The sequence below is a fragment of the Telluria beijingensis genome (assembly GCF_030770395.1).
Classification (GTDB): Bacteria; Pseudomonadota; Gammaproteobacteria; order Burkholderiales; family Burkholderiaceae_D; genus Telluria; species Telluria beijingensis.
Map to the genome: position 1 here is coordinate 256,723 of NZ_CP132480.1, position 16,756 is coordinate 273,478.

A 16,756-nucleotide genomic window follows, 5' to 3' on the forward strand; every position below is an offset into this window, starting at 1 on the left:
CCCGCTGGTATGCTGGACTTATCCGGACGCTCCCTGCGCCGCGTCCGGCCCGGCCAGAAGAGGAGGTCGCATGTCAAAAGGGCACGCCTGGATCGCCGCCGCGGCAGTCCTGTCCACGATATTTTGCGCAGGCGCGCTGCACGCGGCGCCGCAGCCGCAGCGGCAGCGGCACCTGTATCTCACCACCGAGACCTCGGCACCGTCCAGCATGCTCGTGGACGGCCGCGTGGCCGGCATCGCCACCGACAAGCTGCGCGGCGCGCTGGCGCGCACCGGGGTGTCCTACGAGATCGCACTGCTGCCCTGGCGGCGCGCCTATACGGCGGCCCTGCAGCAGCCTGACACCTGCGTGTATTCCACCACCCGCACGGCGGAGCGCGAGAGGCTGTTCAAGTGGGTCGGGCCGCTCGATTCGGCGCAATGGGTATTGATGGGGCGCGCCGACCGCAAGCTGGCGCTCACCAGCCTGGAACAGGCGCGCGGCCTGCGCATCGGCACCTATCACGGCGATGCGCGCGACGCCTACCTGCGCAGCCTGGGCTTCGCCACCGATGCGGCGCCGAACGATTTCCTCAATCCCCAGAAACTGATGCAGGGCCGGATCGACCTGTGGGCCGCCAGCTGGCGCAGGGGCAGCACCGTGTTGCAGCGCAATGGTTGGGACAAGTACATCGTGCCGGTGCTGGCGTTCAGGAAGATCGAGGTCTACCTGGCTTGCAACCCGTCGGTGCCGGACGCGCTGGTGACGCGCCTGAACGCCGAACTCGGCGCGATGGCGCGCGACGGTAGCGCGCAGCGGATCGAGCGCGCCTACGCCGACTGAGAGGATCGACGCGGCGCGGCCGGCGGCAGCGGCACCTCGACGCTCTCCGCAGGCAAGCCCTGGCACCAGCGCCGCCATATCAGGCGCAGCGCGTGCTCGACGCCGTCGGCGAGCCGGGTCATGGTGTCCGACGCGGGCAGCGGGTAGCGGCCGCGCAGCGAGGCGCGGATCGCGGCCAGCGCCGGCAGGTCGGCGCAGACGGCCACACCCTTGGCGACGAAATCGTCGACATCGTGTGCGATGAACTGCGTCAGCCCGTGATGTTCGAGGACGCTGGCGCACTGTCGTCCCGGCGCGGTGCCGCCGGCCAGCGTCAGGGTCGGCACGCCCATCCAGCCGGCATGCAGGGTGGTGGTGCCGCCGGTATAGGGGAAGGTGTCGAGCGCGAAGTCGACCCGGTTGTGCAGCGCCAGGTAGTCGGCCATGCCGGCACGGGCATGGAGTTTGACGCGGTGCGCGGCAATGCCTTCGTGTTCCAGCATCGCGAGCAGCTGCTCGCGGCCGTGATCGGGCATCCCGGCCACCAGCAGCCGCGCATCGGGCACGGCGCGCAGCAGCGCCGCCCAGGCTGCGATCACCTGGCTGTTGATCTTGCTGAGCCGGTTGAAGCTGCCGAACGTGACGTGGCCGTTTTCCAGGGCGGGCAGCGGGGCGACGTCGGGCGAGCCGACGTAGGGTGCGAACGGCGACGATAGCGGCAGTTGCACCAGCTTCTCCGTGAACAGGTGGTCGAGCAGTCCGGGAGGCAGTAACTTGCGATCGGCAAAGTAGTAATCCATCGCGGCCAGGCCGGTGGTGCCGGGGTAGCCGATCCACGAGACCTGCAGCGGCGCCAGCCGGCGCGCGAATGCGGGCAGGCGGTTGAAGGAGGTGTGACCGGAGAGATCGACCAGGATGTCGATGCCGTCGGCCCGGACCTGCCGTTGCAGCGCGTCGTCGTCGAGCGCGTCGATATCGCGCCAATGGTCGAACAGGGGGTGCAGATCCTTGGTGGTCGCGTCGTGCAGGGTATGGTTGTAGTAGGCGTACAGCGCCAGGCCGGGGCGTCCCGCGAGCTGCTCGAAGACCGGTCCCATGAAGGACGCCACGGCGTGGCTGCGCAGGTCGCCCGAGACGAAGCCGACGCGCAGGCGGCGCTCCGGCTCGGGCGTATTGTCCCAGGGGGCGGGTGGTGCGGTGCGCCGCTCGATCCCCTGGGCATACCGGAGATGTTCGGCGAACAGCGCCTCGGGCGCGACCTGGTGCATTTCGCTGAGGCAGAACAGCATATTGCTGTGGGCGTCGGTATTGTCCGGGTTGCGTTCCAGCAGGCGTCGATAGACATCGACCGCCTCCGTTGTCCGGCTCTGGCACTGCAGCACCAGCGCCAGCGTGATGGTGGCCTTTTCATGCCGCGGCTCGAGCGCCAGCGCCGCGTTGGCGCTGGCATGCGCTTCCGGCAGCCGCTGCAATTCCGCCAGGGTGATGGCCAGGTGGTTGTGGGCATCGGCGTTGCTGGGCTCCAGCGAGAGCGCGTGCCGCAAGGCGTGTTCCGCCTCGTCGAGCCGGTTGGCGCGCATCAGGAGCATGCCCAGGTTGCTGAATGCTTCGGCATCGTCCTGGCCGAACCTGGCCGCCATGGCCATCGCATGCATCGACTGGTTGGTGTCGCCCAGGCGGTGATGCACGCCGCCCAGCAGCTTCCAGCCGAAGGGGTGCTGGGGAAAGCGTTCGATCAGCCCACGCGCCGCCTCGCCCGCTTCTGACCAGCGCCCCTGCCCGAACAGGGCGGCGGCGGCGTCGATCGCGTCGGCATCGGGCGCGCCCGCGCTGGCCAGCAGCCGCTCGACGTCGTCGAGCGCCTGGCCTTGCAGGCCATTGGAACGGGCGAGTTCGAGCAGCTCGGCCGCGCTGTGGAACTGGCGTGCCTCGACCAGGGTTGCGAGATAGTCGAGCCAGTGGGCGTGTTCCCCGGCGTCGCCCTGCAGGGCGGCGGCGAAATGCGGGACCGCCGCCTCCAGGTCGCCGGCGTGGCGTGCCAGCAGGCCCAGCGCATGGTGGGCGGCGGCATGGCCGGGCTGGAGGTCGAGGACTGCCTGGTAGAGGGCCAGCGCCTGGTCCAGGTTGCCGGATTCGGCCTCGTGGTGGGCGGCTTGCAGGGCCTGGTCGACAATCTGGCGGATTTCGTCGCTGGGGGGAGGGGAGGTCATGGTGGCACGATAGAGCATGTGCGCGGGGAGGGTCAAGGTGGTTACCTGTGGCTGGCGCGGGCCGCGGCGTTGGCCGGGGGCTGGAAAGCAAAAAACCCGCTTCCTTCAAAGGATTGCGGGTTTCATTGTGCTGCAGGATGACTTGGGTTTGGTGCCTCCGGCCGGAATCGAACCGGCACGCCTTACGGCGCTTGATTTTGAGTCAAGTGCGTCTACCAATTCCGCCACAGAGGCCCAATAGCAGGCGCGCATCTTAGCACATGGTGCGCACAACTGACCAGTGCGAACGAGAAATTGGCGCGCAGCGCTAGCTAGCTGCCCCAAAGCAGCGTGATCGCCAGGCACGCGCCTCAGCGCCCAATCCGATGCTGCAATAACCGCAAACTTCCCACCGGCCCCACGATCTCCAGCACATGCTCGCGCACCGCGACATTGATCGCCCCCTCTTGCCCGCGCAACCATGGTCGCGGCCGGAAGTAACGAATACTGGTGCTGTCCGCAGCAAGACGCCGGTACCCCAGCGCCCCAAGCGCCTCGTCGAGCGTGCTGATCATGTAGTGGGCATCGAAGCGGGTGCGCATCTCGAAGCGCCCCGGGCCGAGCATGAAAACCGGCAGCACGCCGCCCAGGATGGCCGGCAAAACCAGGTAGGCCAGCGGCGCATCGGGGTCGATCAGATGCAGCGCCAGCACTAGTAAGGGCAGGCCGCCCAGCAGGGTCAGCGCCCAAGGCAGCGACTGGCGCCAGGTGTCGATGCGGCGCAGGAAGCCCGGCCGCTCCCGGATGCGCACGATCTCTGAAAACGTCACACTTTTCATGGTGATCTCTCCTCACGGCATCTTGTGCAACGGTCCTGTTGACGCCCTTTAATTGAACTGGCGCAACATCTATTCAACCCGGTGTTGATCCTCATCGACTCGAATATTGTGACGAGCTGCCCCGGGCCGGCGCTTGACTCCGCGCAAACACGCATTCTTTGCGAATAGGTTCTCATATTGGCAACACTAGCCGCGCACAGGTGAAATCGATATGCGCCAAACGCAGGAAGCAAAAAGGCCGCACTGTGTGCGGCCTGGTGATTGCGGGTGCTTACTGCGCGCGACGGAACAGCCTGAAGCGTTCGTCGCGGTCCGACGCGCGCCGGCCTTCCCATAGCGGAATCGCGTTGCGTACTCCCCATTTGCGCAGCAGCGCGCGGTCGTTGCGGTTGCGCATGCTGTCCTGCAGCAGCACGTAATCGCACTTGCCGCCGGCCAGCGTCACGAAGGGCAGGCGGCCATAGAAGGCCAGCGAGGCGCGCTGGGCCGGGCCGACATTGGTGTCGATGCAGTCGGTGTCTGCCGGCAGGCGCGCCGCGATCTGCTGGGCCACGCCGGCATAGCTCTTGCCGTAGTTGAGGTCGGGCAGGAACAGCGTCATCAACAGCACCCACAGCAGGATCAGGCCGCCGGACGACAGCACCACGGCGCGCCACAGCACGGCCGGCTGGCGCGACAGGCGCCAGTGCACCAGCATCACCCAGCCGACGCTGGCGGCGGCGGCGACCGTGAAGGTCACGATGCCGATTTCGGGCGTGAAGCCGGGCACCAGCTTGAGGGCGTTCTTGGCCAGCTGGGCCGGCCAGCCGGTCAGCTTGGCGATCCAGAACAGCCAGATGGTCGCGCCCAGCATGGTCAGCACCATCACCGAGAACCAGTCGATGGCGTTGATCGCGCCGCGCTTCATGGTCGGCAGGCCGAAGGCGGCCATCAGGGCCAGCGGTGGCAGCATCTTGAGGAAGTCGCTGTTCTCGGGCACCGGGTCGCACAGCAGTTGCAGCACGAGCGCCAGGAAGAAGAACACCGGCAGCACGATGTGCAGCATCTGCTGCTGGCGGCGCCAGGCCCAGGTCGCCCACAGGGCGAATGGCCAGGCCGGCCAGAAGAACCAGATGCCGATCCGGAAGAAAGTCTTGACCGCGACCCAGCCTGGCAGGCCGAACTGCTCGCCGTTCCAGGCCAGCCAGTCGGCGACCGGCGACAGGCCGTACGGTTGCACGGCGACGGCGGGCAGGATCCAGACCAGGGTCAGCCCGAAGCCGACGCCGGCCGCCACCGCCAGGTGGCGCAGCGCCTGGCCGGCAGGCATGTCCAGGTAGCGGGTGCAGGCGAACAGGGCCACGATCAGCACCAGCGGCGGCAGGAAGCCCTGGGTGAGTGTCAGGGCGCCCAGGGCCAGGCCGACCAGCACGGCGTTGCGGATGCTCGCGTGCTCGACGTAGCGCACGGCGCGGTACAGGAAATACGCCAGCAGCGCGCCCTGCAGGGTCGCGGCCAGGGTCAGGTGGCTTTGCAGCAGCAGGCCCAGGCTGCCGAGGTAGATCAGGACGGCGGTGTCGCCCAGGGTGCGGCCGTAGTCGTTCGGCTCGGGCTGGCCGCCGAAGGCCAGGCGCAGCGGCTGGGCCTCGGCGCGTCGCCCGAGGTGGAAGGCGGTGTACCACAGCGACATCGTGCCCAGCACGAAGATGGCGATGGTCGAGACGCGCGCGGCCAGCACGTCGCCCAGGATCCAGCCGAACAGCTTGATGCAGATGGCGCCCAGCCAGAAGGCCAGCGGGCCTTCGTCGACGCTGGCCAGGCCGGCGATGTTCGGGTACAGCCAGTCATCGAGGCCGCCATGCGCCATGGTCCACATGATGCCGAAGCTGCCTGAGTCTTCCTTCCACAGGTCGCGGCCGATGATGCCGGGCAGGATGTACAGCATGCCCAGCGCAAGCAGGGCCCAGCGGGGCAGCGCCAGGGTGGCGGCGGCAGGAAGGCGGACTGGTTTCATCGATCGTCTGATGGGTAAATGAATCGCGTAGTATAGCTGCGAAAAAAAAGAAGCCGGGCAGGCCGGCTTCTTTTCGCGAAGCCCGCAGGCTTCGAGGATCTACTGCGGCAATTAGCCGTTGGCGACCGAAGTCTTCGAGCCGACCGAACCGAACTTCTGGCGGAATTTCTCGACGCGACCAGCGGTGTCGACGATCTTGTGCTTGCCGGTGAAGAACGGGTGCGACTCAGCCGACACCTCGATCTTGACCAGTGGGTAGTCTTTACCTTCGTGGTTGATCGTTTCGCGGGTGTTGATGGTCGAACGGGTGATGAATTTGAAGTCGCACGACAGGTCGTGGAAGACGACTTCGCGGTAATCTGGATGGGTATCGGTCTTCATGGTTCTGCTTTCTATTGAGTTGGTAGCCAAACAGCACTTCGTCGGTCGGACTGCTTCTTGACCCGATTGCCGATCACTTGCCAGGGTTGGACTGAACCGGAGATTATAGAGCGGTTTCGGGGGCGAGGCAATCGTCATGCCTGTGACGACGTTCTTTTGTTGGCATATGCCCGTCGTTCCCGCGGAGGCGGGAACCTAAGTTTGCTTGCGTATCAGCTGCGTTCGGTGCAGTCGGGTCGCTCGCCACTTGGATTCCCGCCTTCGCGGGAATGACGGTTTTGAAGGCAACAATGTAGTGATGTGCGCCATGGGGAAACAAAAAAAGCAGCCCGAAGGCTGCCTCTGCATGCGTCAAGCATCGCGCGGCGATCAGCCGCCGCGGCGCATCATGTCGAAGAACTCGACATTGTTCTTGGTCGCGCGCATCTTGTCGAGGATGAACTCCATCGCCTCGATCTCGTCCATCGAGTACAGCAGCTTGCGCAAAATCCAGATCTTCTGCAGTTGATCGGGCTTGATCAGCAGTTCTTCGCGGCGGGTGCCCGATTTGTTCAGGTTGATTGCCGGATAAACACGCTTCTCGGCCAGGCGGCGCTCCAGGTGTACCTCCATATTGCCGGTGCCCTTGAATTCTTCGTAGATCACGTCGTCCATGCGCGAGCCGGTCTCGATCAGCGCGGTCGCGACGATGGTCAGCGAGCCGCCTTCTTCCACGTTACGGGCGGCGCCGAAGAAGCGCTTCGGACGCTGCAGCGCGTTGGCATCCACACCGCCGGTCAGCACCTTGCCCGAGGCCGGGATCACGGTGTTGTAGGCGCGCGCCAGGCGGGTGATCGAGTCCAGCAGGATGACAACGTCCTTCTTCATCTCGACCAGGCGCTTGGCCTTCTCGAGCACCATCTCGGCGACCTGCACGTGGCGGGTGGCCGGCTCGTCGAAGGTCGAGGCGACCACTTCGCCGCGCACCGAACGCTGCATCTCGGTCACTTCTTCCGGACGTTCGTCGATCAGCAGCACGATCAGGGTCACGTCCGGGTGGTTCGCGGTGATCGCATGCGCGATGTGCTGCAGCATGACCGATTTACCCGACTTGGGCGACGCCACCAGCAGGCCGCGCTGGCCCTTGCCGATCGGCGAGATCAGGTCGACGATGCGGCCGGTAATGTTCTCGGCGCCGTTCATGTCGCGCTCCAGGCGCAGCGGCTCGTTCGGGTGCAGCGGGGTCAGGTTCTCGAACAGGATGCGGTGCTTCGAGGCTTCCGGCGATTCGCCGTTGACCTTGTCGACCTTGACCAGCGCGAAATAACGCTCGCCATCCTTCGGCGTGCGCACTTCGCCTTCGATCGAGTCACCCGTATGCAAGTTGAAACGACGGATCTGCGACGGCGAGATATAGATGTCGTCGGTCGAAGCCATATAGCTCGCATCCGGCGAGCGCAGGAAACCGAAACCGTCCGGCAGCACTTCGAGAGCGCCGTCGCCGAAGATTTGCTCGCCCTGCTTCGCGCGCTTCTTCAGGATCGCGAACATCAGTTCCTGTTTGCGCAGGCGGGCTGCGTTGTCGATGTCGAGGCCGATTGCCATTTCCAGCAGCGCGGAAACGTGCATCGCCTTCAGTTCAGATAAATGCATGTGTGTGGGTGACCCGTGACGGGTGAATATGGTAGGGGAGGGGACTGCGTGGGTTAATCAAGGCGGGAGGGTGGCTCCCGGCCGGTATTGGTGACTGCGTAGCGGCGGCGCGGGCGCGCCGTCGCCGTTATCTTATCTCAGATATTGCTGTCGATGAAAGCGGTCAGCGGACCTTTTGCGACGGCGCCGACTTTCTGGGCTGCGACCTGGCCGTTCTTGAACAGGATCAGGGTCGGGATGCCGCGGATGCCGAACTGGGCCGGCACGGCCTGGTTCGCGTCGACGTCCATCTTGGCGATCGTGATCTTGCCGGCGTATTCCTTGGCCACTTCTTCCAGGATCGGGGCAATCATCTTGCAAGGACCGCACCACTCGGCCCAGAAATCGACCAGCACCGGCTGCTCGGACTTGAGCACGTCGGCTTCGAAGGATGCATCGCTGATGTGTTTGATGTTTTCGCTCATGGTTTCCTCAATGTGAGGTAAGAATCGTTATTAACGCCTTGAGACAAGTCATGCGGAACGTCTCGACCGGCTACCGTGTTTACTTACTTGCCAAATATTGCAGCTACACAATGGTGGAGGCACTGTGTGCGTATTTCAATATTGGAAGAACGGCTAGAGGGTGTCAGGCGGGGAATGAGGCGAATAATACCCCATTTTTTTAAAAAGTGTTCAGCGGTTTGTACAAAAACTCAACATTCCAGCGCATGGCGTAATTGCTCGGGCGAGAGCGGCTTGCGGAACGAGCCTACTACCCGCAATCCGAGCGCGCGCGCCAGTTCGGCGGCGGCCTCGCGCACCCCGTCTTCGAGGGCCGACAGCAGGATCACCCTGCCGGCGTAGCCGCGGCTGGCCGCGGCCTGCAGGAATTCGATGCCGTCCATTTCGGGCAGCACCAGGTCGCAGATCAGGACGTCGGGCATGGCCTCGCCGAGCCGGGACAGGGCCTGGCGCGCATCGAATTCGAGCAGGATCTCGACCGGGCCGCAGGCTTCCAGCATCGAGCGCATGACTTCGAGCAGCAGATGGTCGTCGTCGAGTACCAGCACGCGCAGTGGTGCGGAATGCGATTCGGCGGCGACGTCGGGCGGCATGGGCGTAGTTTATCTGAAATGGGTAAAGACGGGTTGCAGCCATTATGGCGATAAACTGGCACGCCGGGTTGTCCGAATTAGTATTTATTTCTCAGACGCTACCGGTGAAGCGCGCCAGGTGGCCCGGATGCCACATCGTGGCCACCGACGCGACCCGGCCGGCCGAGGTGGTGCGCCGGTGCAGCACCAGGCATGGCGCGCCGGCCTCGATCGCCAGCAGGCGCGCCTCTTCCTCCGGCGCCGGCTGCGCCTCTATCGTATAGAAGGCCCCCTGCAGCGGCGCGGCCGCCATCAGGTGCTCGTTGGGCGTGATGCGCGAAAAATCCTGTTCCAGGTAGGCCGGGGCGCAGCCCGGGTTGACCCAGCGGTCCTCGAGCTGGACCGGCACCTCGTTCTCGCAGTGCACGATCAGCGAATGGAACAGGGGCACGCCCGGCTCGAGTCCGAACTCCGCGGCCAGGTCGTCGTCGGCAGGGCGGGCATGCAGCGCCAGCACGCGGCTGGTGTGCAGCTTGCCGCGGGCGCGGATCTCGTCGGCGATATTGCGGATCTCGACCAGGGTGGCCTGGTATTTTTGCGGGGCGACATAGGTGCCCGAGCCCTGGCGCCGCACCAGCACCTGCTCGGCCGTGAGCTCGCGCACGGCGCGGTTGACGGTCATGCGCGACACCCCGAACTGGCGCACCAGCGCCTGCTCCGACGGCACCAGCTCGCCCTCTTTCCAGCGGCCCGAGGCGATTTCGCCCACCAGGTAATCCTTGATCTGCTGGAAAATGGGCGACTTTTCCTGCATGCTGTCTTGCGCGGTCTGTGCTTCCAAACTCAATCTCCGAATGCCTGGCCTGTGCGACCACGCCTGATTCTAGCATCGGCAATTTGAAAGCAAGACCCGGAGTGCGGCCCGGCGCCGGCGGCTGCATGATGACGCCATTGCCGAAGAAGGACACCACCATGACAACGACAGATCGAGACGACAGCGACGAGCTGCGCTGGGAAGCCGTACAGCGGCGCGATGCCGGCGCCGACGGCAGCTTCTATTATTCGGTGCGCACCACCGGCGTCTATTGCCGGCCTTCGTGCCCGTCGCGCGGGGCCAGGCGCGCCAACGTCGCCTTCCACGCCAGCGCCCAGGCGGCCGAGGCGGCGGGCTTCCGGCCCTGCCTGCGCTGCGCGCCGCACCTGCCGCCGCTGGCCGAGCGCCAGGCCGAGGCGGTGGCGCGCGCCTGCCGCCTGATCGAAGAGTCGGAACAAGAGCCGGACCTCGATGCCCTGGCCCAGGCCGCCGGCATGAGCCGCTTCCATTTCCACCGCGTGTTCAAGGCCCGCACCGGGATCACGCCCAAGACCTACGCAGCGGCCAAACGGGGCGCCCGCGTGCGCCAGGCGCTGGAGCAGGGCGCCCCGGTCACCGACGCGCTGTACGACGCCGGCTATGGCTCCAGCGGGCGCTTCTACGCGGCGTCCGGCGAGGTGCTGGGCATGCAGCCGTCGAACTACCGCGCCGGCGGGCAGGGCGAGACGATCCGCTTCGCCGTGGCCGAGTGTTCGCTGGGCGCCATCCTGGTCGCGGCCACCGAGCGCGGCATCTGCGCGATCCTGATCGGCGACCAGCCCGAGCCGCTGGTGGACGACCTGCAGGCGCGCTTTCCGAAGGCCGAGCTGCGCGGCGCCGAGGACGGCTTCGATCGCACCGTGGCGCAGGTGATCGGCCTGGTCGAGGCGCCGCGTATCGGGCTCGATCTGCCGCTCGACGTGCGCGGCACCGCCTTCCAGCAGCGCGTGTGGCAGGCGCTGCGCGCGATTCCCTCGGGCCAGACGGTCACCTATGCCGAACTGGCGGAAAGGGTCGGCCTGCCAGGCGGCGCGCGCGCCGTGGCCGGGGCCTGCGCGGCCAATCCCGTCGCGGTCGCGATTCCCTGCCACCGCGTGGTGCGCACCGGCGGCGCGCTGTCCGGCTACCGCTGGGGCATCGAGCGCAAGCGCGCATTGATCGAGCGCGAGAGCGGGCAGGCCGAATGACGGCGATCGACTGGGACGAGGTCGGAGCACAGCTCGACGACGCCGGCTGCGCCGTGATCCCGGGCCTGCTGGACGCCCGCCTGTGCACGCAGCTGGCCGCCTGCTACGACCAGCCGCAGCGCTTCCGCAGCCGCGTGGTGATGGAGCGCCACGGCTTCGGCCGCGGCGAGTACCAGTATTTCGCCTATCCCTTGCCCGAGCCGGTCGCCGCCCTGCGCGCCACGCTGTATCCGCCGCTGGCGCGCATCGCCAACCGCTGGCAGGCCGCGCTCGGGCTGGATGTGCGCTTCCCGATGGAGCACGCCGACTTCGTGGCGCGCTGCCATGCGGCCGGCCAGCTGCGCCCGACGCCGCTGCTGCTGCGCTACCGCGCCGGCGACTACAACTGCCTGCACCAGGACCTGTATGGCGAACAGGTGTTTCCGCTGCAGGTGGCGGTGCTGCTGTCGCGCCCCGGCGAGGATTTCGAGGGCGGCGAATTCGTGCTGACCGAGCAGCGCCCGCGCATGCAGTCGCGCGCCGAAGTCGTGGCGCTGGGCCAGGGCGATGCCGTCGTGTTCGCGGTCAACCAGCGGCCAGTGCAGGGCGCGCGCGGCGTGTACCGGGTAGCGATGCGGCATGGCATCAGCCGGGTGCGGCGCGGGTTGCGCCATACGATGGGCATCATCTTCCACGACGCGACCTAGGCTTGCAGTACACTCTCCGCACCGCGCCCACGAAGCGCGGAGCCCATTCATCGGAGAGAAGAAAAACATGCGCGTACGCCAGATTCCCCTGCAGTGTTCCCTGTTCGTCCTTGCCGCCTTCGGCAGCCTGTCGGTCCACGCCGACACCCTGATCGACAATGCCAACGGCTATACGCTGAACGGGAAAGGTGAGCTGGTCCAGTTCACGTCCATCGCCTTCGACGACAAGGGCCGCATCCTCGCGGTCGGCGAAAGTAAAGACGTCGCCGCGAAAGCGCCGAATGCGAAACGCATCGACCTGCAGGGCCGCACCCTGCTGCCCGGACTGATCGACGCCCACGGCCACGTGTTCGGCCTGGGCCAGCAACTGACCCAGCTCGACCTGTTCCACAGCACCTCGCTGGACGGCGCCCTGAAGTCGATCGGCGAGTATGCGCGCGCCAACGCGGACCACGCGTGGGTACGCGGCCGCGGCTGGAACCAGGAGAACTGGAAGCTGGGCCGCTTCCCCACCGCCCAGGAACTGGATAGTGTCGTCGCCGACCGCCCGGTGTGGCTGGAGCGGGTCGACGGCCACGCCGGCTGGACCAATAGCCGCGGGCTGGCGCTGGCCGGCATCACGAAGTCGACGCCGGACCCGGTCGGCGGCAAGATCGTGCGCGACGCCAATGGCGAGGCGACCGGCGTGCTGGTCGACACCGCGCAGGAGCTGTTGACCAAGGTGCTGCCGCAGCAGACCGAAGCCGAGGGCCGGCTGATGCTGGACCGCGCACTGGGCGAACTGGCGCGCGTGGGCCTGACCAGCGTGCACGACGCCGGCGTCGACGTCGCGCAAGACCGCCTGTACCGCGCCTATGCGGATCAAGGCAAGCTGACCACCCGCGTGTACGGCATGATCGCCGGCACCGACAAGGATTTCGACCAGCTGGCCGTCAAGGGGCCGCTGAAGGACTACGGCAACGGCATGTACGCGCTGCGCGCCGTCAAACTGTATTCGGACGGCGCGCTGGGCAGCCGCGGCGCTGCGCTGATCAAGCCGTACAGCGACGAAGCGCACTCGCACGGCCTGCTGTTCTATAAGACCGCGCAGATGGACGCCATGATGGCCAAGGCCATGCGCAAGGGCTACCAGGTCAACGTCCATGCGATCGGCGACGCCGGCAACAAGCAGATCCTCGACATCTACCAGAAGGAACTGAAGGCGACCAACAGCGCGGCCCAGCGCCACCGCATCGAGCACGCCCAGGTCGTGACCCTGGCCGACATCCCGCGTTTCAAGACCCTGGACATCATCCCGTCGATGCAGCCGACCCATGCCACCTCGGACAAGAACATGGCCGAGACCCGCATCGGACCGGACCGCATCAAGGGCGCCTATGCCTGGCGCAGCTTCCTGCACCAGGGCTCGCGCATCGCCTGCGGCTCGGATTTCCCGGTCGAGTCGCCGAACCCGTTCTTCGGCATCCACGCCGCCGTCACGCGCCAGGATGCGCAGGGGCAGCCGGTGGCCGGCTGGTATCCGAACCAGGCGATGTCGCTCAAGGAAGCCTTCCGCTGCTTCACGCTGGATGCCGCCTACGCCGGGCACCAGGAAAACAACCTGGGTTCGCTGGAGCCGGGCAAGCAGGCCGACTTCGTCGTGATCGACCAGGACCTGTTCCGCATGCCGACCCATGACATCCACAAGACCGGCGTGCTGGAAACCTGGGTCGCCGGCCGCCAGGTGTACAAAAAATGATTTGACGGGGTTGTATATACAACCTAGACTTCAGAGCAGCTTTGCGGTGCGCGCCGGTGGCCGCGCCGTATCCCCGACCGAAGGAGCCGCCATGTCCCAAGATACCCGTCACCTCGACGACCCCCGTTTCGACCCGACCCGTGTGATCCAGGCCCCGCGCGGCACCCAGCTCAGCTGCAAGAGCTGGCTGACCGAAGCCGCCTACCGCATGATCCAGAACAACCTCGACGCCGAGGTCGCGGAGAACCCGCAGCACCTGGTGGTCTACGGCGGCATCGGCCGCGCCGCCCGCAACTGGGCGTGCTACGACCAGATCCTGGCCTCGCTGCGCACGCTCGAGGATGACCAGACGCTGCTGATCCAGTCCGGCAAGCCGGTCGGCGTGTTCCAGACCCACCCCGACGCGCCGCGCGTGCTGCTGGCGAACTCGAACCTGGTGCCGAAATGGGCCGATTGGGAACACTTCAACGAACTCGATCGCAAGGGCCTGTTCATGTACGGCCAGATGACGGCCGGCAGCTGGATCTATATCGGTACCCAGGGCATCGTGCAGGGCACCTACGAAACCTTCGCCGAGGCCGGCCGCCAGCACTTCGGCGGCGATATGGCCGGCCGCTGGGTCTTGACCGCGGGCCTGGGCGGCATGGGCGGCGCCCAGCCGCTGGCCGCCACCTTCGCCGGCGCCGTCTCGCTGACCGTCGAGTGCCAGCAGAGCAGCATCGACTTCCGCCTGCGCACCCGCTACCTCGACAAGCAGGCGCGCGACGTCGACGAGGCCCTCGTCATGATCCGCCAGCACAAGGACGCGCGCGAGGCCATCTCGATCGGCCTGCTCGGCAATGCGGCCGAGGTGCTGCCCGAACTCGTGCGCCGCGCGAAAGAGGGCGGCCTGGTGCCCGACCTGGTCACCGACCAGACCTCGGCCCACGACCTGATCAACGGCTACCTGCCGATCGGCTGGACGGTCGAACAGTGGAAGGCGGCGCAGCAGGACCCGGCGCAGCACGCGCGCCTGAAGGCGGAAGCCGCGGCGTCGTGCGCGCAACACGTGCGCGCCATCCTCGACTTCAAGGCCTTGGGGGCGTATGCCGTCGACTACGGCAACAATATCCGCCAGGTGGCCAAGGACGAGGGCGTACAGGATGCCTTCGACTTCCCGGGCTTCGTGCCGGCGTATATCCGGCCGCAGTTCTGCGAGGGCCGCGGCCCGTTCCGCTGGGTGGCGCTGTCGGGCGACCCGGAAGACATCTATAAAACGGACGCGAAAATCAAGGAACTGTTCCCGCACGACGCGCGCGTGCACCGCTGGCTCGACATGGCGCGCGACCGCATCGCCTTCCAGGGCCTGCCGGCGCGCATCTGCTGGCTGGGCCTGGGCGAGCGCCACCTGGCCGGCCTGGCGTTCAACGAGATGGTGCGCACGGGCGAACTGAAGGCGCCGGTCGTGATCGGCCGCGACCACCTCGATACCGGCTCGGTGGCCAGTCCCAACCGAGAGACCGAGGCCATGCGCGACGGCACCGATGCGGTCTCCGACTGGCCGCTGCTGAACGCCCTGCTCAACACGGCCGGCGGCGCCACCTGGGTCTCGCTGCACCATGGCGGCGGCGTGGGCATGGGGTACTCGCAGCATTCGGGCGTGGTGATCGTGGCCGACGGCACCGAGGCGGCGGCCAAGCGCCTGGCGCGGGTGCTGGTGAACGACAGCGGCTCGGGCGTGATGCGCCATGCCGACGCCGGCTATGAGAGCGCCATCGACTGCGCCAAGCGCAATGGCCTGAATCTCCCAATGATCAAGTAATCGAATCGAACGACCATGACCGACACCAAACACTTCACCCTGCAACCGGGCCAGATGCTCTTGTCCGACCTGCGCGCGGTCTGGGCCGAGCGCCAGCCGCTGGTCCTGGCCGCCAGCGCCTGGGACGCCATCGCCGCGTCCTGCGCCACGGTCGACGCCATCGTCGCCAAGGGCGACCCGGCCTACGGCATCAATACCGGCTTCGGCATCCTGGCCAAGGCCCATATTCCGAACGACCAGCTGGCGACCCTGCAGCGCAACCTGATCCTGTCGCATGCGGTCGGCACCGGCGAACTGCTGTCGGACACCATCGTGCGCCTGATCCTGCTGACCAAGATCGGCAGCCTGGCGCGCGGCTACTCGGGCGTGCGTCCGGCGATCGTCGAAACCCTGATTGCCCTGTACAACGCCAACATCATGCCGGCGATTCCATCCCAGGGCTCGGTCGGCGCCTCGGGCGACCTGGCGCCGCTGGCCCATATGACGCTGGCGATGCTGGGCGTGGGCCAGGTGCGCCACAATGGCGTGCTGGTAGACGCCGCCGACGCCTTGCGCGCGGCCGGCATCGAGCCAGTCACGCTGGCGGCGAAAGAGGGCCTGGCCCTGATCAACGGCACGCAGGTGTCGACCGCGCTGGCCCTGCACGGCCTGTTCATGGCCGAGCGCCTGCTCGAAGCGGCGATGGTCACCGGCTCGCTGTCGGTCGACGCGGCGCGCGGCAGCGATGCGCCGTTCGATGCGCGCATCCACGCGGTGCGCGGCCAGCCGGGCCAGATCGCGGCAGCAAACATCTACCGCGAACTGGTGGCCGGCAGCGCCATCCGCGCCTCGCACCTGGTCGGCGACGAGCGCGTGCAAGACCCGTACAGCCTGCGCTGCCAGCCGCAGGTGATGGGCGCCGTGATGGACCTGATCGCCAATGCCGGCCGCACGCTGCTGATCGAAGCGAATGCCGTGACCGACAACCCGCTGCTGTTCGAGGGTGGCGAAATCATTTCTGGCGGCAACTTCCACGCCGAGCCGGTGGCCTTCGCCGCCGACACGCTGGCGCTGGCGATCGCCGAGATCGGCGCGCTGGCCGAGCGCCGCATCGCGCTGCTGATCGACGCCAACCTGTCCGGCCTGCCGGCCTTCCTGGTGCGCGAGCCGGGCCTGAACTCGGGCTTCATGATCGCCCACGTGACGGCCGCCGCGCTGGCGTCCGAGAACAAGTCGCTGGCCCATCCGGCCAGCGTCGACAGCTTGCCGACCTCGGCCAACCAGGAAGACCACGTGAGCATGGCGACCTTCGCTGCGCGCCGTCTCGACCAGATGGCGCACAATACGGCGGTCATCGTCGGGATCGAGCTGCTGGCGGCGGCGCAGGGGATCGAGTTCCATCGTCCCTTGAAGAGCTCGCAGACGCTGGAATCGGTGCATGCCCAGTTGCGCGAGCAGGTCGCTCCCTACGATGCCGACCGCTTCTTCGCGCCCGATATCGAAGCCGCGCGCAAGCTGGTGGTCGACGGCGCGCTGTCGGCATCGTGCAAGGCGTTGTTCACCGTGCTGCACCCGTAAACCCGTAACGGAGAGGAGTCGCG

At 66.8% G+C, this 16,756-nt stretch carries 14 protein-coding genes and 1 tRNA gene; 6 read left to right on the plus strand and 9 right to left on the minus strand.

Going from position 1 to position 16,756, the window contains the following annotated elements:
- Positions 1–70 precede the first annotated feature (70 nt).
- Positions 71–823: a substrate-binding periplasmic protein gene (locus tag Q9246_RS01120; protein WP_306394781.1), complete on the plus strand. Its 753-nt coding sequence runs from the start codon at positions 71–73 to the stop codon at positions 821–823.
- Here the strand turns inward: Q9246_RS01120 and Q9246_RS01125 are convergent.
- From Q9246_RS01125 to hutC, 9 genes are all read right to left on the minus strand, one after another.
- Entirely contained in the window at positions 811–3,012 is a 2,202-nt protein-coding gene (locus Q9246_RS01125) for an O-linked N-acetylglucosamine transferase, SPINDLY family protein (RefSeq protein WP_306394784.1), read from the minus strand. The genes Q9246_RS01120 and Q9246_RS01125 overlap by 13 nt on opposite strands.
- Before the next feature lie 149 nt (positions 3,013–3,161).
- A tRNA-Leu gene (locus Q9246_RS01130) sits at positions 3,162–3,246 on the minus strand.
- A gap of 116 nt (positions 3,247–3,362) precedes the next feature.
- On the minus strand, positions 3,363–3,830 hold the full coding sequence (locus tag Q9246_RS01135) for a hypothetical protein (RefSeq protein ID WP_306394786.1): 468 nt from the start codon (positions 3,828–3,830) through the stop codon (positions 3,363–3,365).
- 271 nt (positions 3,831–4,101) lie between these two features.
- On the minus strand, positions 4,102–5,823 hold the full coding sequence (locus Q9246_RS01140) for an ArnT family glycosyltransferase (protein ID WP_306394788.1): 1,722 nt from the start codon (positions 5,821–5,823) through the stop codon (positions 4,102–4,104).
- A 111-nt stretch (positions 5,824–5,934) separates the two neighbouring features.
- Positions 5,935–6,204: a type B 50S ribosomal protein L31 gene (locus Q9246_RS01145; protein WP_306394789.1), complete on the minus strand. Its 270-nt coding sequence runs from the start codon at positions 6,202–6,204 to the stop codon at positions 5,935–5,937.
- 369 nt (positions 6,205–6,573) lie between these two features.
- Positions 6,574–7,836 (minus strand): transcription termination factor Rho, encoded by a 1,263-nt coding sequence (gene rho / locus Q9246_RS01150; protein WP_005665081.1) that lies wholly within the window; start codon positions 7,834–7,836, stop codon positions 6,574–6,576.
- A 137-nt stretch (positions 7,837–7,973) separates the two neighbouring features.
- Complete coding sequence (gene trxA / locus Q9246_RS01155) at positions 7,974–8,300, minus strand: thioredoxin TrxA (RefSeq protein WP_005665082.1); 327 nt, start codon at positions 8,298–8,300, stop codon at positions 7,974–7,976.
- 230 nt (positions 8,301–8,530) lie between these two features.
- On the minus strand, positions 8,531–8,932 hold the full coding sequence (locus Q9246_RS01160) for a response regulator (protein ID WP_306394794.1): 402 nt from the start codon (positions 8,930–8,932) through the stop codon (positions 8,531–8,533).
- Between the two features lie 91 nt (positions 8,933–9,023).
- Positions 9,024–9,725, minus strand: coding sequence for a histidine utilization repressor (hutC, locus tag Q9246_RS01165; protein WP_306398048.1), 702 nt, complete (start codon positions 9,723–9,725; stop codon positions 9,024–9,026).
- Between the two features lie 158 nt (positions 9,726–9,883).
- On the opposite strand from hutC, the gene ada reads away from it, so the two are divergent.
- The 5 genes from ada to hutH all read left to right on the plus strand — a co-directional run bounded on the left by ada (position 9,884) and on the right by hutH (position 16,733).
- Positions 9,884–10,951 carry a bifunctional DNA-binding transcriptional regulator/O6-methylguanine-DNA methyltransferase Ada gene (ada, locus tag Q9246_RS01170; RefSeq protein ID WP_306394795.1) on the plus strand — a complete coding sequence of 356 codons (1,068 nt, stop codon included), beginning with the start codon at positions 9,884–9,886 and terminating at the stop codon, positions 10,949–10,951.
- Complete coding sequence (locus Q9246_RS01175; RefSeq protein ID WP_306394797.1) at positions 10,948–11,637, plus strand: 2OG-Fe(II) oxygenase; 690 nt, start codon at positions 10,948–10,950, stop codon at positions 11,635–11,637. The genes ada and Q9246_RS01175 overlap by 4 nt, the downstream gene beginning before the upstream one ends.
- 67 nt (positions 11,638–11,704) lie before the next feature.
- Positions 11,705–13,375 (plus strand): amidohydrolase, encoded by a 1,671-nt coding sequence (locus tag Q9246_RS01180; protein ID WP_306394799.1) that lies wholly within the window; start codon positions 11,705–11,707, stop codon positions 13,373–13,375.
- 91 nt (positions 13,376–13,466) lie between these two features.
- On the plus strand, positions 13,467–15,176 hold the full coding sequence (gene hutU, locus Q9246_RS01185) for a urocanate hydratase (RefSeq protein WP_306394801.1): 1,710 nt from the start codon (positions 13,467–13,469) through the stop codon (positions 15,174–15,176).
- Positions 15,177–15,191: 15 nt separating this feature from the next.
- Complete coding sequence (hutH, locus tag Q9246_RS01190) at positions 15,192–16,733, plus strand: histidine ammonia-lyase (protein ID WP_306394802.1); 1,542 nt, start codon at positions 15,192–15,194, stop codon at positions 16,731–16,733.
- The last annotated feature ends 23 nt before the right edge of the window (positions 16,734–16,756 follow it).

What these genes read in the sequence shown, in the direction of transcription:
- Q9246_RS01120 (WP_306394781.1), top strand. Translation starts at nt 71, where the DNA reads ATGTCAAAAGGGCACGCCTGGATCGCCGCCGCGGCAGTCCTGTCCACG.
- Q9246_RS01125 (WP_306394784.1), bottom strand. Translation starts at nt 3,012, where the DNA reads ATGACCTCCCCTCCCCCCAGCGACGAAATCCGCCAGATTGTCGACCAG.
- Q9246_RS01135 (WP_306394786.1), bottom strand. Translation starts at nt 3,830, where the DNA reads ATGAAAAGTGTGACGTTTTCAGAGATCGTGCGCATCCGGGAGCGGCCG.
- Q9246_RS01140 (WP_306394788.1), bottom strand. Translation starts at nt 5,823, where the DNA reads ATGAAACCAGTCCGCCTTCCTGCCGCCGCCACCCTGGCGCTGCCCCGC.
- Q9246_RS01145 (WP_306394789.1), bottom strand. Translation starts at nt 6,204, where the DNA reads ATGAAGACCGATACCCATCCAGATTACCGCGAAGTCGTCTTCCACGAC.
- rho (WP_005665081.1), bottom strand. Translation starts at nt 7,836, where the DNA reads ATGCATTTATCTGAACTGAAGGCGATGCACGTTTCCGCGCTGCTGGAA.
- trxA (WP_005665082.1), bottom strand. Translation starts at nt 8,300, where the DNA reads ATGAGCGAAAACATCAAACACATCAGCGATGCATCCTTCGAAGCCGAC.
- Q9246_RS01160 (WP_306394794.1), bottom strand. Translation starts at nt 8,932, where the DNA reads ATGCCGCCCGACGTCGCCGCCGAATCGCATTCCGCACCACTGCGCGTG.
- hutC (WP_306398048.1), bottom strand. Translation starts at nt 9,725, where the DNA reads ATGCAGGAAAAGTCGCCCATTTTCCAGCAGATCAAGGATTACCTGGTG.
- ada (WP_306394795.1), top strand. Translation starts at nt 9,884, where the DNA reads ATGACAACGACAGATCGAGACGACAGCGACGAGCTGCGCTGGGAAGCC.
- Q9246_RS01175 (WP_306394797.1), top strand. Translation starts at nt 10,948, where the DNA reads ATGACGGCGATCGACTGGGACGAGGTCGGAGCACAGCTCGACGACGCC.
- Q9246_RS01180 (WP_306394799.1), top strand. Translation starts at nt 11,705, where the DNA reads ATGCGCGTACGCCAGATTCCCCTGCAGTGTTCCCTGTTCGTCCTTGCC.
- hutU (WP_306394801.1), top strand. Translation starts at nt 13,467, where the DNA reads ATGTCCCAAGATACCCGTCACCTCGACGACCCCCGTTTCGACCCGACC.
- hutH (WP_306394802.1), top strand. Translation starts at nt 15,192, where the DNA reads ATGACCGACACCAAACACTTCACCCTGCAACCGGGCCAGATGCTCTTG.